Here is a 17,894-nt window from a genome sequence, read left to right as displayed (position 1 = left end):
CCATGCAAAAACGCGCTTTATATTCCTTAGTCTTCTCTGCTGTGATTTTGGCCGGCTGTTCTTCTACCGACCAAAAAAAGCAAGACGGCCGTTATGAACTTGAATCCGACGTGGCTCCTGACAAACCACTTTCGGTCGAGCACATTGAGGATGCGCATCCTAAATATGAGCCGTACAGCCTAGGGGGTAACAGCGATTACAACCTACGCGGTTCGGATTACAAAATCGTTCGTGATGCGAAAGGCTTTACAGAAAAAGGCCGTGCCTCTTGGTACGGCAAGAAATTCCAAGGCCACTTAACATCGAACGGTGAAATCTACGACATGTATTCGATGACAGCGGCGCACAAAACGCTGCCACTGCCAAGCTACGTGAAAGTAACTAATACCGACAATGGCAAATCAACCGTTGTACGTGTTAATGACCGTGGCCCTTTCCACGAAGGTCGCATCATTGATTTGAGCTACGCCGCGGCACATAAGCTAGATGTCGTAAAAACCGGTACTGCGAACGTAGAGATTGAAGTCATCACGGTAGACAAACCAACCGATGAAAAGTCACTCGCTGCGCACCCGAGATATGTCATCCAAGTTGCTTCTTCAAAATATGAAGATCGAGCGCGAACTTTAGGCCAAGAGCTTGGTCAAAAGCTGGATACGGAAACTTTCTTGGAATCAACGAAAGATACGTATCGCTTGTTGTTGGGTCCATATACTGACTATTCCCTGACGCAAGCCACTCTGGATAAAGTAAAGTTGCTCGGCTATTCGTCCGCATTTATTAAAAAACACAAAACTGGCAAATGACCTTGGTGTCATGATTTTCTATGCAGAGCCCCTCTTACATAAGTGGGGATTCTGGTAAGATGTCGACAGTTAACCAAAAAATTTGAATTACCATGAATAAAAATAAGTTTGTGAAATCTATTCTCGTTTCTTCGGTTGCCCTATCTGCAACCATCGCTCAATCTGCTTTTGCTTCACCAGTTGTTGTCCCAGATGCGCCTCAAATCGCAGCTAAAGGCTATGTCCTTATGGATTACAACTCAGGTAAAGTTCTGGCTGAGAAAGAGATGAACACAAAATTGTCTCCTGCTAGTCTGACAAAAATGATGACCAGCTACGTAATTGGCCAAGAGCTAGCGCGTGGTAATATTTCAGAAGACGATGATGTGACCATCAGCAAGAATGCTTGGGCGAAAAACTTCCCTGATTCTTCAAAAATGTTCATCGAAGTAGGCACAACGGTTAAGGTTCACGACCTAAACCGCGGCATCATCATCCAATCAGGTAACGATGCTTGTGTAGCAATGGCAGAACACATTGCTGGCTCAGAAGACGCATTCGTTGATCTAATGAATGCATGGGCAAACACACTAGGCATGAAGAACACGCACTTCGCGAACGTTCACGGTCTAGACAACCCGAACCTATACTCAACGCCTTACGATATGGCGCTACTTGGTAAAGCACTGATCCGTGACGTACCAGACGAGTACCGTATCTACTCTGATAAGAAATTCACTTACAACGGCATCACTCAGTACAACCGTAACGGTCTACTGTGGGATAAGAGCATGAACGTTGACGGTATCAAAACGGGTCACACGAGCAATGCAGGTTACAGCCTAGTAAGTTCTGCAACAGAAGGTCAGATGCGTCTGGTTGCTGTTGTAATGGGTACAAAAGATGCGAACGCACGTAAGTCAGAAAGCAAAAAGCTACTGAGCTACGGTTTCCGCTTCTTCGAAACAGTGGCACCACACAAAGCGGGTGAAACCTTCGTAGAAGAAAAAGTATGGATGGGTAACAAAGACACAGTAGCGCTGGGTCTTGACCAAGATACTTACGTGACGCTGCCTCGCGGCGAAGCGAAGAACCTAAAAGCAAGCTTCGTACTTGAAAAAGAGCTAGAAGCCCCAATTAAGAAAGGTGATGTAGTTGGTAAGCTATACTATCAGATTGATGGTGAAGATATTGCTGAGTACCCACTAATGGCACTGGAAACAGTAGACCAAGGCAGCCTATTTAGCCGCATGTGGGACTACATCGTATTGTTGTTTAAGAGCTTCTTCTAACAGTCGCTTCTGACCAACAAACAAGTCTGCAAAGCCGCCAACTAGGGCGGCTTTGTTAATCTTGAGTTCACCCTAATTTGACTGTACTATTTCGCACCGCAACGAATACCAACTGGAGTTACCGATATGCTAACCATCAACTCTGATGCAAAATTGAAAGACCTGCTTGAGTTCCCTTGTTCATTTACATACAAGGTAATGGGTCATGCAAAGCCTGAGCTTCCAGAGCTAGTTCTAGAAGTTATCCAGCGCCATGCTCCAGGTAACTACAGCCCAACAGTAAAACCAAGTGCTAAGGGCAACTACCACTCGGTGTCTATCAACATCACTGCAACGTCTATCGAGCAGGTTGAAACCCTTTATAAAGAACTGGGTGAAATCGACATCGTACGCATGGTTCTATAATTTTTTGATAAATTAAATTTTTTTTGAAAGCAGCTTCGGCTGCTTTCTTTTTATTTATCATATAGATAATGCAAACCAACTCATCTTTCAGTTAAAAATCTGTTACTCAGCTGTAGAGCATCGGGGTCATCCGGTTTATAATCCAAAAACTTTATTTATTAGCGACAGGAATTCCCATGCAACACCAACTTGTTGTAAAACGACTTGGACGCCAAGATTATGAGCCTGTATGGAAGGCGATGCATGAGTTCACTGATCAACGCACAGACGACACGCCTGATGAAGTTTGGTTGGTAGAGCACAACCCAGTATTCACACAAGGTCAGGCGGGTAAAGCCGAGCACCTAATCAATACGGGTGACATTCCTGTTGTTCAAAGCGATCGTGGTGGTCAGGTGACTTATCATGGCCCAGGTCAATTAGTCGCGTACTTCTTGATCAACCTGCGTCGCAAGAAATTAGGAGTGCGAGATCTCGTTACGCACATCGAGAACCTCGTTATTAACACTCTTAAGGCATACAATATCGATTCTGCTGCGCGACCTGACGCTCCGGGCGTTTATGTCGACGGTAAAAAAATATGTTCTCTCGGACTTCGCATTCGAAAAGGATGCTCATTCCATGGTCTAGCGTTGAACGTCAATATGGACTTAGGTCCGTTTTTACGTATAAACCCATGTGGCTATGAAGGAATGGAGATGGTTCAGGTTAGCCAAGTTGGTGGGCCAGAAGACATCGAAGCCGTGGAAAAACAACTAATACAAGAACTCGTTACTTTGCTTGATTACGAGCAAGTAGAATTCAGCACAGAAGCACCTTCTCAAGGTAACAAAGCATGAGCAAACCAATCCAGATGGAAAAAGGCGTTAAATACCGCGACGCCGACAAGATGGCATTGATTCCCGTAAAGAACATGCCTACAGAGCAGAAAGAAGTGCTACGTAAGCCTGATTGGATGAAAATCAAGCTACCAGCCGACAGCCAGCGTATTCAAGACATCAAATCAGCAATGCGTAAGAACAACCTTCACTCAGTATGTGAAGAGGCATCTTGCCCTAACCTAGCTGAGTGTTTTAACCACGGTACGGCCACTTTCATGATCCTAGGCGCGATCTGTACTCGCCGCTGTCCATTCTGTGACGTTGCCCATGGTCGTCCGCTTGCTGTTGAAGCTGAAGAGCCGAAGAAACTAGCGAAAACCATCGCAGACATGAAGTTGAAGTACGTTGTAATCACTTCAGTTGACCGTGATGATTTACGTGATGGCGGTGCTGAGCACTTTGCTAACTGTAACCGCGAAATCCGCGAACTGAACCCGCACATCAAGATTGAAACGCTGGTTCCTGACTTCCGTGGTCGTATGGATGTGGCACTTGATCTAATGAAAGACAACCCGCCAGATGTCTTCAACCACAACCTAGAAACAGCACCTCGTCTGTACCGTAAAGCTCGCCCAGGCGCGAACTACAAGTGGTCACTTCAATTGCTGCAAAAATTCAAAGAGCAGCATCCAAATGTACCGACGAAATCAGGTCTAATGATGGGTCTTGGTGAAACCAAAGAAGAGATCATCGAAGTACTGAAAGACCTTCGTGCACATGGCGTAACCATGCTGACTCTTGGTCAGTACCTAGCGCCAAGCCGTCACCACTTGCCAGTAGAACGTTACGTTCCACCTTCAGAGTTTGACGAGCTAAAAGAAATCGCACTAGAACTTGGTTTCACTCACGCAGCGTGTGGTCCATTTGTTCGCTCTTCTTACCATGCCGATATGCAGGCTCAAGGTATTGAGATTAAATAAGCACTCGCTTGTTTTGAAAAGAAAGGTTGGCTCAGTGCCAACCTTTTTTGTCTCTGCTGAATCTAAACTATTGTCGCTCTGATAACGAGCCTATCTCCCCAAATCAAAAGCGCGTCATTCAGAGAACCTAAGCGATATCAGGAATCTCATTTCAGCGCACTCTAAACAACAGTGAAAAAAGAGATTCCCTATCCCGCTCGTCCCTCGCTTGTAGGGAATGACGACGTTGGCTCTTGAGTAAATTCAAAGTATCTTCAGAGTCCAATCATCACTTTCGTTTTCCACTCAAATACTCCCAAGCCGCCACATAACAACCAGCCTCTCAGAAACCAAAACTCGTCATTCCGAAGAGCCTAGGCGATATCAGGAATCTCATTTCAACGCACTCTCTAAATAGCAGTGACAATTATAGATTCCCTATCCGCTCGTTCCTCGCTTGTAGGGAATGACGAAGTTGGGCTCTTGAGTAAATTAAAAGTATCTTCAGAGTCTAATCGTCTCTTTCGTTTTCCACTCAAATACTCCCAAGTCGCCACATAACAACCAGCCTCTCAGAAACCAAAACTCGTCATTCCGAAGAGCCTAGGCGATATCAGGAATCTCATTTCAACGTACTCTCTAAGCTGATATTTCCATACGCTAGAAAAACAAAAAGGCCCTCAAGTGAGGACCTTTCATCAATCAAATAATCAAACCGAATCGCAGAAATAGAACGAGTCCGCCTGAGTTATTTTCAAAGAAAGCGAATTTACACAGAGAACTATGCGTAAACTGGTAGACGCTTACAGATTTCTAGAACTTTCTGTTTTGTCGCTTCGATAACTTCTTCGTTGCCGATGTTATCTAGAACGTCACACATCCAGTTTGCTAGCTCTTTCGCGTCATCTTCAGTGAAGCCGCGACGAGTAATTGCTGGCGTACCAACACGGATACCAGACGTTACGAATGGGCTGCGTGGATCGTTTGGAACAGAGTTCTTGTTTACTGTGATGTTTGCTGCACCTAGTGCTGCATCTGCATCTTTACCAGTGATGTCTTTGTCGATTAGGTCAACTAGGAATAGGTGGTTCTCAGTACCGTTAGATACGATCTTGTAGCCACGCTCTTGGAATTGACCAACCATTGCTTTCGCGTTTTTCACTACGTTAGCTTGGTAAGCTTTGAATTCTGGCTCCATCGCTTCTTTGAACGCTACAGCTTTACCAGCGATAACGTGCATTAGAGGACCACCTTGACCGCCAGGGAATACTGCTGAGTTCAGCTTCTTGTACAGCTCTTCGCCTTCGTTAGAAAGGATAAGACCGCCACGAGGACCCGCTAGCGTTTTGTGCGTAGTCGTTGTTACTACGTGAGCGTGTGGAACTGGTGTTGGGTACTCGCCTGCTGCGATTAGACCAGCAACGTGTGCCATGTCTACGAATAGGTAAGCGTCAACTTTGTCTGCGATTTCACGCATGCGTTTCCAATCAACGATTTGTGAGTAAGCAGAGAAACCACCGATGATCATCTTAGGCTTGTGCTCAAGCGCTAGCTGTTCCATCTCGTCGTAGTTGATTTGACCTGCTTCGTCGATACCGTAAGGAATAACGTTGTAGTGCTTACCAGAGAAGTTTACTGGTGAACCGTGAGTTAGGTGACCACCGTGCGCTAGGCTCATACCTAGAACTGTGTCGCCTGGGTTTAGAAGCGCCATGTAAACTGCGCTGTTTGCTTGAGAACCTGAGTGAGGCTGTACGTTCGCGTACTCACAGCCGAATAGTTGGCATGCACGATCAATTGCTAGTGCTTCAGCTTTATCTACGTACTCACAACCGCCGTAGTAACGCTTGCCTGGGTAGCCTTCAGCGTATTTGTTCGTTAGCTGAGAACCTTGTGCTTCCATTACACGTGGACTTGTGTAGTTTTCAGAAGCGATAAGTTCAATGTGTTCTTCCTGGCGAAGTGTTTCTTCCTGGATAGCTGCGAACAGTTCCGCATCGTAATCTGCGATGTTCATATCACGCTTAAGCATCTGTATCTCCTGACTCAGATTAGTACTGAAAGTTGCAAAAAAACCGACGAATGACCTAACGCAAACGTTTTCGTCACCGTAATGGCGCGCATTCTACATAATTTGATCTAGGTCATAAAGAGAAATTTACAATTTTTCTCATGCAGTTTTTTCATGATGACAAGTAAGGATTATCATGGCGATGTTGCAATCGTTTAACCAAGATCCACTAACTGTCAAATTTGTGCTTTACACCCTGTAAAACAACAATTACATAGGTTTACCGCAAATTTTACCCTCTAGCTACCGAAAAGATCATCTTTTTACTACTATGCACGCCCTATTTATCATTAACGACTGCATATTAGATGGAAAAACACTCAAGAAAAGAAGACTGGATGGCAATTCTTACAGGTACCTTTTTGGTAGCTCAAGGCGTTTTCTTTCTCCAATCCGCAGACCTCTTAACCGGAGGAACAACAGGATTGGCTCTGCTTATTAGCCAATTTACACCTTTTACGTTTGGTGTGCTTTACTTTTTAGCCAACTGTCCATTTTACTTGCTCGCATGGAAACGCTTTGGCCGTCGTTTTGCGATTAATAGTGCAATTTCTGGCGCTTTGGTTTCTATCTTTGCGGATAATCTGTATTTACTGATTTCACTCGAGTCGATTAACGAGATTTACTGTGCCGTAGCAGGTGGCTTGCTTATGGGCTTGGGTATGCTGATCCTATTTCGTCACCGCTCAAGTCTGGGTGGCTTCAACGTATTGTGCTTATTCATTCAAGATAAGTTCGGTATCTCAGTAGGAAAATCTCAGATGGCGATTGATGCTTGTATCCTATTTGCGTCTTTCTTCTTCGTCACACCTTGGGTTATCGGCCTATCGATTCTTGGTGCATTCGCACTAAACCTAGTGCTTGCGATGAACCACAAACCACATCGCTATTCTGTGAGCTACGGTTCATAACCTTTCTATAATAATTGGAGCGCAATTTATAAGATTTTGCGCTCCAATGCCTATATAATATCTCGCCATTTCCTAATCATTCATGATGGTATGCGCGACTTCCTACAACAAGCCAAACAAACCAACAGTCAGATTGTTATTGGCGAGCTGATCTACAACCCAGAGACTCAAACACTTCACAAGCAAGCGATCGTTATCGATCTTGAGCCGCGTAGCATCGAGTTATTAGAACTGTTGCTCACCAGTGTTGGCCACCCGCTGTCTGCAGAAACCATCATAGAGACCATTTGGCAAAGTAAGTTTATCTCAAAGAACGTACTTACCAATCGAATCAGTACACTTCGAGCCTTACTGCAAGAACACTTACCAGAGCACGATGCCGCTAAGCTATTGGTGACCTACCCGCGTAAAGGCTACTTCCTCAACCCAGCGAACGTTCAACTATTGCCACCAGCAAAGTCGAGCAAGCGCAAAGCAAAACTCGCCAATGAGGGTAAAGCGCCCTCTTCACGTAAACTTGGGGTTGTTTATGGCTTATGTGCTTTATTCGCGCTGACTGCTATTGGATTGGGTGTGGTTCTCTGGCAACAACAAGGCATTTCCACTCAGCAGACGCGTAACCAACTGCTGATCCCGAAAGTCGAGCTTCTTCTAAATCGCGTCGATGCGATAGGCACCGCTGCACGTGAGTATCGTACCGTAGTGAAAGCCATCTTGCTCCAGCAGCAAGTCGAATACCCTTATACTGATATTGCCAACCAAGATGCTCCGAGCTACTTTCTCGATCCAATCAACGAGACGCCTTATTTCCCCGGCGCACGCAACATGCAGACCAGTGATTATCAGCTCAATATCGAACTCAAAGACAGTCCGACAGAGGGCATGATAAAAGCGCAAATGAACCTGATTTACCCAGCGACAGGAAAATTAGCGTTTCGAAATCAGTACGTCCTACGTATCGACCACCTGCAATCAGACTTATTCCGCTTGCACAGCGACATTGCTCAGTACTTCAATCTGCCAGAACCTTCAAAAAGCACTTGGCACTTTACAGACACACACGAAAAGATGTTGCTCGACGAACAGTTTTCCAACTCACCAATTGATCACATGGACGAGTTCACTGCTATCACCATCGCTCGCCATCTTGCGTTGTACGAACAAGATAAAACCAAACTAGAGGAATACCTCACTCAGGCTCAATCGGAATTTGATGTCCTCCCCGACGAGCTGAGTTTGTGGCTTGGTATCTTGCACTACAAGTTAGGTAATCTCGATAAAGCCAAAACGTTACTGACGACGCCAGCTGGCGACTCACGAATTCAAAACGCCTTGGTGTACACCTTCGTTTCTCATATCGCTTACAAGCAGAATAAGCTCGACCAGTTCCGCCTCAATTACATGGAGTCTTTGGTGGCTCTGCTGCGCGTCATGCCTTCTGAAGAATTATTCAGTCGCTTGTCACAACCAGAATCAAAAGAGACCTGCTTACAACCTTGGACAAAACTGCGTGTCAGCATTAAAGAGAAAGAAATTGTGATGCGTTGGAAGGCGCTAATCGAAGAATACTGCACGAATATCGACGCTGAAATTACTCCCGATAAAACAAAGACCTAAATATAAAATTAAGCTTTCATTAAACTCTGTTAGCTTTTGTTTTTTGCCCTTTTTCTGCCACAAAACTTAGCATGGCGACATTCAAATAACGGCTCGATTTATCAGCCTTCTAAAATTAGGAATGTAAACTCATGCTTAAAAAAATGACGCTTATCGCAGCAGCTACGATCGCACTTTACGGCTGTGGCGGCGGTTCTTCTTCTGGCTCTTCAAGCGGCAATAAAGGTCCACAAAACAGCTTTGATTACCCGATTTCAAACTCATCTTTTGCACCAGTATCAAGTACAAAATTGCGCTACGACATTGCTTCTGATGAACAGCAAATCGGTACAGTGACGATGGACTTTGAGGCGATGAGCAGTCAGGAGCTTATTGATGCTTTGTCTAACATTCCACAATCGGCACCTGTGATTCAAATCATCCACGATCTGGTTAACAACGGTATCACTCAATTTTATCTGTCTGAGCAAGTTGAAGAGAATGGCGAAGACGATAAGTCGATCTACTTTACCGGCACCGATGGCGCACTACACGAAATTACCGATGCTTACCTTGTTAACCGTATCTCCATCGCAATGCTTATGGATAGCAGCCCTGTGTTTCGCGTGGAAGGTTCGACGGTTAAGGAGAAAGATCCGAACATTGATATTAGCGTAAACACCATCTCTATTGATTTATCGCTGAATGGTGAACAAGTGGCTAACCTTCTGAATGGTTTTGAGGATCACGAATGGGTAGAACAGCTGCCAGATAACGCAAATTGCAAAGCTTGGTGGAGCCAACAAATCACTGAGACAGGCGCGCGTAAAACCTTCACTGTATCTGGCAAATCAATTGAAGCGGCATACCTAACCGAGAAGAACACCTACAACCTAAGATGTGATGGCATGGATTCAATGGAATTTGAAACATCAGCAGAGCGTTGGTTTAACCCAGCACTAGGCTTGATTGAGCAAGTTGAACTGTTGAAAGCCGAACAGACTCAAATCAGTGAAGAGAAAGCAACTCTGAGCACGATCGAGAAAGCATAAGCCGCAATCTTATCTCATAGAAAAAGGCTTTGGGGAGCACTCCAACGCCTTTTGTTTAGGATCGAAATCCTTAGGGGTATTCTTTATTTGCCTTTAAGACTCAATCAGTAAGATGCGTGTTTCGTAAGGACGCAGAACTTGGTGATTGGAAGCAATCGCGCTGGTCGCATTCTGATAGTTGGAAAGCAGATTCTTGGCTTTGCTCATATCAAAGCGCTCTGGTAACACACACTCCACTTCTTCGCCGTAGTAGTTGTTAATACACAACAGCGTTTGTTTGTCGTTCTGACGAGCGTAAGCAAAAATACGTTTGTGCTCTGGCAGCAAGTCCTCGTAACGACCATCAGTGATCACCGGAACCTGTTTACGCAGTTCAATCAAGCGCTTGTAGAAGTAGAACACTGAGTTCAAATCGGCAATCGCGGCTTCCGCGTTGATCTCTGAATAGTTCTGAGCCACTTCTAACCACGGCGTGCCTTCAGTAAAGCCCGCATGTTTCGCGCTGTTCCATTGCATTGGCGTACGTGAATTATCACGCGATTTCTGCGCCAAAATCGCCATCATATCGTCGTGAGATACGCCATCGCGATTGACCATAATGTCGTACATGTTCGTGCTTTCAACATCGCGATATTGGCTGATTTCGGTGTAACCCGGGTTGGTCATGCCGATCTCTTCACCTTGATAAACATAAGGCGTGCCTTGCATCATGTGTACCGATGCCGCAAGCATTTTGGCAGATTCAACACGGTATTGTTCGTCGTTACCTAATCGGCTCACAACGCGTGGTTGGTCGTGGTTACACCAAAACAGCGCGCCCCACCCTTTGCCATTTAAACCGGTTTGCCAATGGTTGAAGATCTGTTTCAGTTGAATGAAATCAAACGGCGCTTTCGTCCATTTATCACCATTAGGGTAATCGACTTTCAGGTGGTGGAAATTGAACACCATCGATAGCTCTTTGCCATCTTGCGCTGAATACTGCTGACAATGCTCTAGTGTGGTGGACGACATTTCACCCACCGTCACGCTGCCATATTTTTGGAACACCGCTTCACTGATCTCTTGAAGGTATTCATGCACACGTGGGCCGTCGGTGTAGAAACGGCGACCATCACCAATATCGTCACTTGGGAAATCTTGCTGCTTGGAAATCAGGTTGATGACATCCAGACGGAAACCATCGACACCTTTTTCTGCCCAGAAGCTGATGACTTCTTTCACTTCTTTACGCACTACTGGGTTTTCCCAGTTTAAGTCCGCTTGCTCTTTAGCAAAAAGGTGCAAATAGTACTGACCCGTTTTTTCATCCAGTGCCCAAGCGTTACCACCAAACTTAGATTGCCAGTTGTTTGGCTCTGCGCCATCTACCGGATCTTTCCAGATGTAGTAATCACGGTACGGGCTGTTTTTGTCACCCAATGCTGATTGGAACCACTTGTGTTCTGTCGAAGTATGGTTGACCACGATATCCATGATGATTCGAATACCCAGCTGGTGAGCCTCAGCCAACAGGGTATCGAAATCTTGCATAGTGCCGAAATCTGGGTTGATCGCGTAGTAATCGGAAATGTCATAACCATTGTCGATCATTGGCGATTGATAAACCGGCGTCAGCCAAATCGCATCCACACCAAGGTGTTTTAGATAATCCAGTTTAGAAATGATCCCTTTAATATCGCCCGTGCCTTTACTTCCACTGTCACAAAAGCTTTTTGGGTAAATTTGGTAGATGGTTGCGGTTTTCCACCAGCTCTCATCATGCTTGGTCATTGCCATTTCTAACGCTCACTTACCATTAAACGGAAACTTAAAAATCTTAAAAAATAGAGGAGATAAACGAGGCAGCCAAATCACTGCCTCAGTTTGAATTACGCGTTAGCGGTTTCTAACTCGCCTTTCATCTGTGCGCGCTTATACAACACAAGCGTCAGCGCTACTGGGACCACAATCGCCACCAACATCGCCAGAGCAAATACACCCCAGAACTGCGGTTGGATAGACAAGATGCCCGGCAAACCGCCCACACCGATACCGTTCGCCATCACTCCTGCGCTGCCACAAATAGCAGCGGCAATCGCACTACCGATCATCGCGCTCAGCATTGGGAATTTGTATTTCAAGTTGATGCCGTACATCGCTGGCTCAGTCACACCAAGATAAGCAGAGATAGCCGCAGGTACTGAGATATCACGCTCGCCATGTTTTTTACTGATGATAATGATGCCGACTACTGCAGACGCTTGAGCAATGTTTGAAAGTGCAATCAGAGGCCAAATTGGCGTGCCGCCTAGCTCTTGCATCAGTTGAAGATCAACCGCGTTGGTGGTGTGGTGAATACCGGTAATTACCAATGGCGCGTATAGGAAACCGAAGATGGTAGAGCCAATCATTGCGAAGTCACCCGTCATGGCTGCTTTTGCTGCGAAAGCAACGCCGTCACCCAACATACGACCGAATGGGCCAATGATAGAGTGCGCAAGAATCACAGACACGATGATAGAAACAAACGGCACGACCACTAAGTAAAGGTAAGACGGAATGATGCGTTTTAAGTTGGTTTCAATAAACGCCAGAGCCATACCAGCGAGCATTGCCGGAATCACTTGCGCTTGGTAGCCCACTTTCTCGATGGCAAATAAGCCAAAGTCCCATACTTCAGGCACTTGCTTACCAATTAGGTAGGCGTTCATTAACTGTGGCGAAACCAGCGTGACACCCAGTGTGATACCCAGAATCGGAGTACCACCGAGCTTTTTCACTGTCGACCAACACACGCCAACCGGTAGGAAGAAGAAGATTGCCTCACCAATCAGCCATAAGAAAGAGTGTACCGTAGCCCAAAACTGGCTGATTTCCGTTAGCGTTTGACCATCAAACATCTTGATGTCGCCAATCACGTTACGGAAGCCGAGAATCAGACCACCGGTGATGATCGCAGGTAGCAGTGGTACAAAGATTTCAGCAAGGTGGGAAATACCACGCTCAACGATGTTCATGTTTTGACGAGCAGCGTTCTTAGATTCATCTTTGCTCGATTCACTTTTGCCGCTTAGCTCGATCAGTACTTTGTAAACCTCATCAACTTCTGTGCCGATGACGACCTGAAATTGACCTGCGTTGGTAAAGCAGCCCTTCACCATAGGCAGTGCATCTAACTGTTTTGTATCGGCTTTGTCAGTGTCATTCAACACGAAACGCAAGCGAGTTAAGCAGTGGCTTACACTGGCAATATTGTCCGATCCCCCGACCAGCTCAATAAGACGCTGTACATCTTGACGCGCAATCTTACTCATAACTTTGTCCACCCTGTATTGGATACATTCAATTCATCGTTTTATTTTTATAATGGGAACATTCCCATTTGATGATTTTAATAGTGCCATTTTGCATTCAAAAACAAAATGGGAACAGTCCCATTAATTGAGAATGATCACAGTATAATTTTAGAGCAGATCATCGAAAGGAGGATTAATGACGGATAGGCTGCTGGGTAAAATGCACCACAGACTCATCACCATTTAATTGATTAATCAGCATTTTAGCGGCTTTTTCACCGGCATGAGAGTAGCCTGGATCCACACTGAAAACATTAGGGAAGAGAAAAGAAAGTAATTCGTTACCACCGACACCGGTAACCACCACGTCTTCACGTCCCACTTCTTGCAGACGTTTAATTACACCGAGAGCGATAGTGTCACTGGCACAAGCGATGGCTTGCGTATCGGATTGAAGGACTTGATCCACCAACTGATAAGCACTTTCGTGGTTGAGCTTGCCGGTTTGGAAGCAAGGTTCGATGTGCTTTTTCTCACACCAAGCTTGGTAAGCGTTTAGGCGAGCAAGACCCGTGGTGCGGTCTTCTGGATCAACACCAATGTAGGCAATACGAGAAATAGATTGTTGTTCCAGGTGAGAGAGCGCCATATCGATAACGCCTTGGTTGTCGTAGTTGATCGAGGAAACCATTTGCGTGTCCATCGCGATCACGACAATGCGATTGCCCCACTCCGCCAAAGCTTGCTCATCACATCCAGTAAAGCCAAACACGATCACCCCATCGACATTGCGACGTTTAAGCACATCCAAATGCTCATTGGTTTTATCGCGATCGAATTGGCTCTCCATGATCACCACGTCATACCCTGCTGAGTACAAAGCGTTGAGCATAGTGCCAACAGCGCGGTTTTCCGATGGTGAATCCAAACGAGAGATGATCACACCGATCACTTTCTGGCTGCCACCACGCATCGACTGCGCCGACTTTGATGGGACGTAGCCTGATTCACGAATGATTTGCTCTACCTTCTCACGCGTTTGCGGTTTTACCTTGGGATCATTGGTAAGCACACGACTAACCGTCGATTTGCCCACGCCAGCCAATTTCGCGATATCAAGAATGGTGAGTTTTTTGCTCATAAGTGTTCAGACTAAAAGAAGGAATCAAACAAAAGGGAAGCAGCGGCTTCCCTTATCTCAGTCAGTAATGAAGATTACTTGTTTAGGTACGCAGGCACGTCTGCAATGCTATCTAATACTACCGTTGCAATGGCTTCGCCTTGTTCTGTCACTGGCTTACCAGTACGAACCAAAATCTTAGTGCCAACGCCTGCTGCTTCTGCTGCCATCATATCTTCGGCTTTGTCACCGATCATCACAGATTTCTCCATGTCGATCTTCAAGAAGTCACGTGCAGAAATGAACATGCCTGGCTTTGGCTTACGGCACTCACAATCTTGCTTGTACTCACCAATACCATGTTCTGGATGATGTGGGCAGTAGTAGATGCCATCGAACTCAACGCCATTATCAGCGAAGTTCCAGTCCATCCACTGAGTCAGAGATAAGAAACGGTCTTCGCTGAATTTACCACGTGCAATGCCAGATTGATTGGTCACAAGCACCAACAGGTAGCCTTTATCTTTCAGCGCTTTTGTCGCTTCAAAGACACCGTCAATGTACTCAAAATCATGTTCGTCATGAACGTAGCCGTGGTCAACGTTGATCACGCCGTCACGATCGATAAAAACAGCAGGTTTTGCCAAAACGTATTTCTCTATTTACTCGGTTTCATCAGATTATTACATACCTTATAAGCACTCACACTATCTAATTGGCGTGAGTGAGCGACAAAACAGTTGATTTGTCGCCCGAGAATCGGTAAATCTTGAATATCCCTCTTTTATATCCCTTTCCGCCAAACATCCTCTGTTTTATTTTCCCAACAGAACATCCATACATTTAGACGTCTAGACGTAAAAATATCTATTGACTTACTACTGCTTAACCCATAGCATCAACTGAGAATTGAGATAGAGTTCAAAATTTACTCCTGTTAAAAGCCGTTTTTAACAGCGAAGTTCCCAGTATCTCTGTGCAGGTTGAAACATGATAGAAATAAAAAACGTCAATAAAGTGTTCTACCAAGGCAGTAAGGAAATTCTTGCCCTTAAGGACATTAATCTAGATATCGCGAAGGGCACCATCTTTGGTGTTATCGGCTCATCGGGCGCGGGTAAAAGTACCCTGATCCGTTGTGTGAACATGCTGGAAGCCCCAACATCGGGTTCCATCATCGTAGATGGCGTTGATCTAACCAAATTAAGCAAAAAGCAATTGGGAGAAACTCGCCGTAACATCGGGATGATCTTCCAACACTTTAACCTGCTGTCGTCTCGTACCGTTTTCGACAATGTCGCACTCCCTCTTGAGCTAGCAGGCAAAGACAAATCGCAAATCACAACAAAAGTGACTGAGCTACTAAAGCTTGTTGGTCTTTCAGACAAACATGAAAGCTACCCAGCAAACCTAAGTGGTGGTCAAAAGCAACGTGTGGCAATTGCACGTGCACTGGCATCAGACCCTAGCGTTCTGCTGTGTGACGAAGCAACCAGTGCGCTGGATCCAGCAACGACGCAGTCCATCTTAGAACTACTCAAAGAAATTAACCGCAAGCTAGAAATCACCATTCTTCTGATCACTCACGAGATGGAAGTGGTTAAGAGCATCTGTCACGAAGTGGCGATCATCGGTGATGGTGAGCTAGTGGAAAAAGGCACCGTTGGTGAAATCTTCGCGCATCCGAAGACGGCTCTGGCACACGAGTTCATTCGCTCTACTTTGGATCTTTCTATCCCAGAAGATTACCAAGCTCGCTTACAAACCACGCGCGTAGAAAACAGCTACCCACTGGTTCGCCTAGAGTTTACTGGCGCTACCGTGGATGCCCCTCTGATGACGCAAATCGCTCGTAAGTACAACATCGACGTGAGCATCCTAAGTTCTGATCTCGATTATGCTGGCGGCGTGAAGTTCGGCATGATGGTCGCAGAACTGTTTGGTAGTGAAGAAGACGATAACGCAGCAATTGAATTCCTGCGTGAGCACAACGTGAAAGTAGAGGTACTTGGCTATGTCCTTTAATACGATTTCAGAATGGCTGAGTTTAAACAGCAACCTACTTTTGGGCGCAACGTGGGAAACCTTTTACATGGTGGCGGTTGCGGGCATCGTTGGTTTCGCAGTCGGTATTCCTCTAGGTGTGATTCTGCATACCACTAAGAAAGGTGGCCTGCTGGAAAACACCAAACTCAACGGCATTCTTGGCGCGATCGTCAACGTGGGTCGCTCGGTTCCTTTCCTAGTATTGATGGTTGCGATTATCCCAGTAACCAAACTGTTGGTTGGTACCTTTATCGGTACAACAGCAGCAATCGTACCTTTGACCATTGGTGCTATCCCATTTGTGGCGCGTCTAATCGAAGGCGCACTACTGGAAGTTCCATCAGGTTTGGTTGAAGCCGCGCAATCTATGGGTGCGACACCAACACAAATCATCACAAAAGTTCTGCTTCCTGAAGCAATGCCGACTATTGTTAACTCAGTGACGATTACCCTAGTAACACTAGTAAGCTATTCAGCAATGGCGGGGACAGTAGGCGGCGGCGGTCTTGGTGACGTAGCCATCCGTTATGGCTTCCACCGTTATGATGTAGTCATCATGGCCGTAACTGTCGTGATGCTGATTGTTCTAGTACAAATTATTCAGTCTATCGGTGATGCAATCGTACGCCGCGTAGACCACAGATAAGAATTGAAAATACCAATTATAAGGAGATAAAGATGAAATTTAGCCTTAAGAGTCTTTTGACTGTTGCAACTGCCGCTTCTGCACTGGTTCTTGCTGGTTGTGGCGAAAAAGAAGTTGACGTGAACAAAGTAAAAGTTGGCGTTATGGCAGGTGCAGAAGCACAAGTTGCTGAAGTTGCAGCAAAAGTTGCTAAAGAGAAATACAACCTGGACGTTGAGCTTGTTACCTTTACTGATTACGTAACACCAAACGCAGCGCTAGATGATGGCTCAATCGACGCAAACGCGTTCCAACACAAGCCATACCTAGACCAGCAAGTAACTGACCGTGGCTACAAGCTAGTAACGGCTGGTAATTCTTTCGTATACCCAATTGCTGGTTACTCTAAGCAAGTGAAATCGGTTGATGAGATCGAAGATGGCGCTCGTATCGCAGTACCAAACGATCCAACCAACCTTGGTCGTTCACTTCTACTTCTTGAGCAACAAGGTCTGATCGAACTGCGTGATGGCGTTGGTCTACAAGCAACAGTACGTGACATCGTTGGTAACCCGAAAAACATCACTATCGTGGAGCTAGATGCAGCACAACTTCCACGTTCTCTTGATGACGTAGCGGTTTCTATCATCAACACGACTTACGCAAGCTCAATCGACCTAACACCTGAGCGTGACGGTATCTTCGTAGAAGACAAAGAGTCTCCATACGTAAACCTAATCGTTGCTCGTGAAGACAACGTTCAAGCAGCTAACGTACAAAACTTCGTGAAAGCATACCAAACTGATGAAGTTTACGAAGCAGCGAAAGACATCTTCAAAGGTGGCGTAGTTAAAGGTTGGTAATCCCCTCTTTCTACAACACTTGAAACTTAAAAAGGGCGCTCATCAGAGCGCCCTTTTTTGCATTTGTTTT

16 protein-coding genes are annotated in these 17,894 nt (G+C 45.6%); 11 read left to right on the top strand and 5 right to left on the bottom strand.

The features are described from left to right. The first annotated feature begins 2 nt into the window (after positions 1 to 2). The 5 genes from VCHENC03_RS15390 (at position 3) to lipA (ending at position 4,283) form a co-directional block, all read left to right on the top strand. Positions 3 to 806 (top strand): septal ring lytic transglycosylase RlpA family protein, encoded by an 804-nt coding sequence (locus tag VCHENC03_RS15390; protein WP_009705646.1) that lies wholly within the window; start codon positions 3 to 5, stop codon positions 804 to 806. Positions 807 to 898: 92 nt separating this feature from the next. Next, the gene (locus VCHENC03_RS15395; RefSeq protein ID WP_005438576.1) at positions 899 to 2,077 is read left to right on the top strand and encodes a serine hydrolase; all 1,179 of its coding nucleotides are present in this window, start codon (positions 899 to 901) and stop codon (positions 2,075 to 2,077) included. Positions 2,078 to 2,203: 126 nt separating this feature from the next. Then, positions 2,204 to 2,482, top strand: coding sequence for a DUF493 family protein YbeD (gene ybeD / locus VCHENC03_RS15400; protein WP_009705645.1), 279 nt, complete (start codon positions 2,204 to 2,206; stop codon positions 2,480 to 2,482). 176 nt (positions 2,483 to 2,658) lie between these two features. Next, positions 2,659 to 3,321: a lipoyl(octanoyl) transferase LipB gene (gene lipB, locus VCHENC03_RS15405; RefSeq protein WP_005438575.1), complete on the top strand. Its 663-nt coding sequence runs from the start codon at positions 2,659 to 2,661 to the stop codon at positions 3,319 to 3,321. Continuing rightward, positions 3,318 to 4,283 carry a lipoyl synthase gene (gene lipA, locus VCHENC03_RS15410; RefSeq protein ID WP_009705644.1) on the top strand — a complete coding sequence of 322 codons (966 nt, stop codon included), beginning with the start codon at positions 3,318 to 3,320 and terminating at the stop codon, positions 4,281 to 4,283. Before lipB ends, lipA begins: the two co-directional genes overlap by 4 nt. 760 nt (positions 4,284 to 5,043) lie before the next feature. On the opposite strand, the gene glyA is transcribed toward lipA, so the two are convergent. Next, positions 5,044 to 6,294 (bottom strand): serine hydroxymethyltransferase, encoded by a 1,251-nt coding sequence (gene glyA, locus VCHENC03_RS15415; protein WP_005440106.1) that lies wholly within the window; start codon positions 6,292 to 6,294, stop codon positions 5,044 to 5,046. A 347-nt stretch (positions 6,295 to 6,641) separates the two neighbouring features. Here glyA and VCHENC03_RS15420 point away from each other — a divergent pair, with 347 nt between their 5' ends. The 3 genes from VCHENC03_RS15420 to VCHENC03_RS15430 all read left to right on the top strand — a co-directional run bounded on the left by VCHENC03_RS15420 (position 6,642) and on the right by VCHENC03_RS15430 (position 9,892). Further along, on the top strand, positions 6,642 to 7,244 hold the full coding sequence (locus tag VCHENC03_RS15420; RefSeq protein ID WP_009705643.1) for a YitT family protein: 603 nt from the start codon (positions 6,642 to 6,644) through the stop codon (positions 7,242 to 7,244). 90 nt (positions 7,245 to 7,334) lie between these two features. Then, entirely contained in the window at positions 7,335 to 8,861 is a 1,527-nt protein-coding gene (locus VCHENC03_RS15425) for a winged helix-turn-helix domain-containing protein (protein ID WP_009705642.1), read from the top strand. A gap of 131 nt (positions 8,862 to 8,992) precedes the next feature. Beyond that, positions 8,993 to 9,892 (top strand): hypothetical protein, encoded by a 900-nt coding sequence (locus VCHENC03_RS15430; RefSeq protein WP_009705641.1) that lies wholly within the window; start codon positions 8,993 to 8,995, stop codon positions 9,890 to 9,892. A gap of 93 nt (positions 9,893 to 9,985) precedes the next feature. On the opposite strand, the gene treC is transcribed toward VCHENC03_RS15430, so the two are convergent. The 4 genes from treC to gmhB all read right to left on the bottom strand — a co-directional run bounded on the left by treC (position 9,986) and on the right by gmhB (position 14,937). After that, entirely contained in the window at positions 9,986 to 11,671 is a 1,686-nt protein-coding gene (treC, locus tag VCHENC03_RS15435) for an alpha,alpha-phosphotrehalase (RefSeq protein WP_009705640.1), read from the bottom strand. Positions 11,672 to 11,763: 92 nt separating this feature from the next. Next, the gene (treB, locus tag VCHENC03_RS15440; protein WP_005440120.1) at positions 11,764 to 13,188 is read right to left on the bottom strand and encodes a PTS trehalose transporter subunit IIBC; all 1,425 of its coding nucleotides are present in this window, start codon (positions 13,186 to 13,188) and stop codon (positions 11,764 to 11,766) included. A 175-nt stretch (positions 13,189 to 13,363) separates the two neighbouring features. After that, entirely contained in the window at positions 13,364 to 14,311 is a 948-nt protein-coding gene (gene treR, locus VCHENC03_RS15445; protein ID WP_009705639.1) for a trehalose operon repressor TreR, read from the bottom strand. A gap of 74 nt (positions 14,312 to 14,385) precedes the next feature. After that, a complete protein-coding gene (gene gmhB / locus VCHENC03_RS15450) occupies positions 14,386 to 14,937 on the bottom strand; it encodes a D-glycero-beta-D-manno-heptose 1,7-bisphosphate 7-phosphatase (protein WP_005381961.1) in 552 nt (183 codons plus the stop codon). A gap of 343 nt (positions 14,938 to 15,280) precedes the next feature. Between gmhB and metN the strand changes: the two genes are divergently transcribed. From metN to VCHENC03_RS15465, 3 genes are read left to right on the top strand one after another with little or no spacing between them, the layout of a single operon-like run. Next, positions 15,281 to 16,315 (top strand): methionine ABC transporter ATP-binding protein MetN, encoded by a 1,035-nt coding sequence (gene metN / locus VCHENC03_RS15455; RefSeq protein WP_005440122.1) that lies wholly within the window; start codon positions 15,281 to 15,283, stop codon positions 16,313 to 16,315. Beyond that, the gene (locus VCHENC03_RS15460; protein WP_009705638.1) at positions 16,305 to 16,982 is read left to right on the top strand and encodes a methionine ABC transporter permease; all 678 of its coding nucleotides are present in this window, start codon (positions 16,305 to 16,307) and stop codon (positions 16,980 to 16,982) included. The genes metN and VCHENC03_RS15460 overlap by 11 nt, the downstream gene beginning before the upstream one ends. A 32-nt stretch (positions 16,983 to 17,014) precedes the next feature. After that, complete coding sequence (locus VCHENC03_RS15465; RefSeq protein ID WP_005440125.1) at positions 17,015 to 17,824, top strand: MetQ/NlpA family lipoprotein; 810 nt, start codon at positions 17,015 to 17,017, stop codon at positions 17,822 to 17,824. Positions 17,825 to 17,894 lie beyond the last annotated feature (70 nt).

Source organism: Vibrio sp. HENC-03, from assembly GCF_000305755.2.
GTDB classification, from domain to species: domain Bacteria; phylum Pseudomonadota; class Gammaproteobacteria; order Enterobacterales; family Vibrionaceae; genus Vibrio; species Vibrio owensii.
Note: the sequence above shows the minus strand (reverse complement) of the source record. Positions and strands in the feature narration are given on the sequence as shown.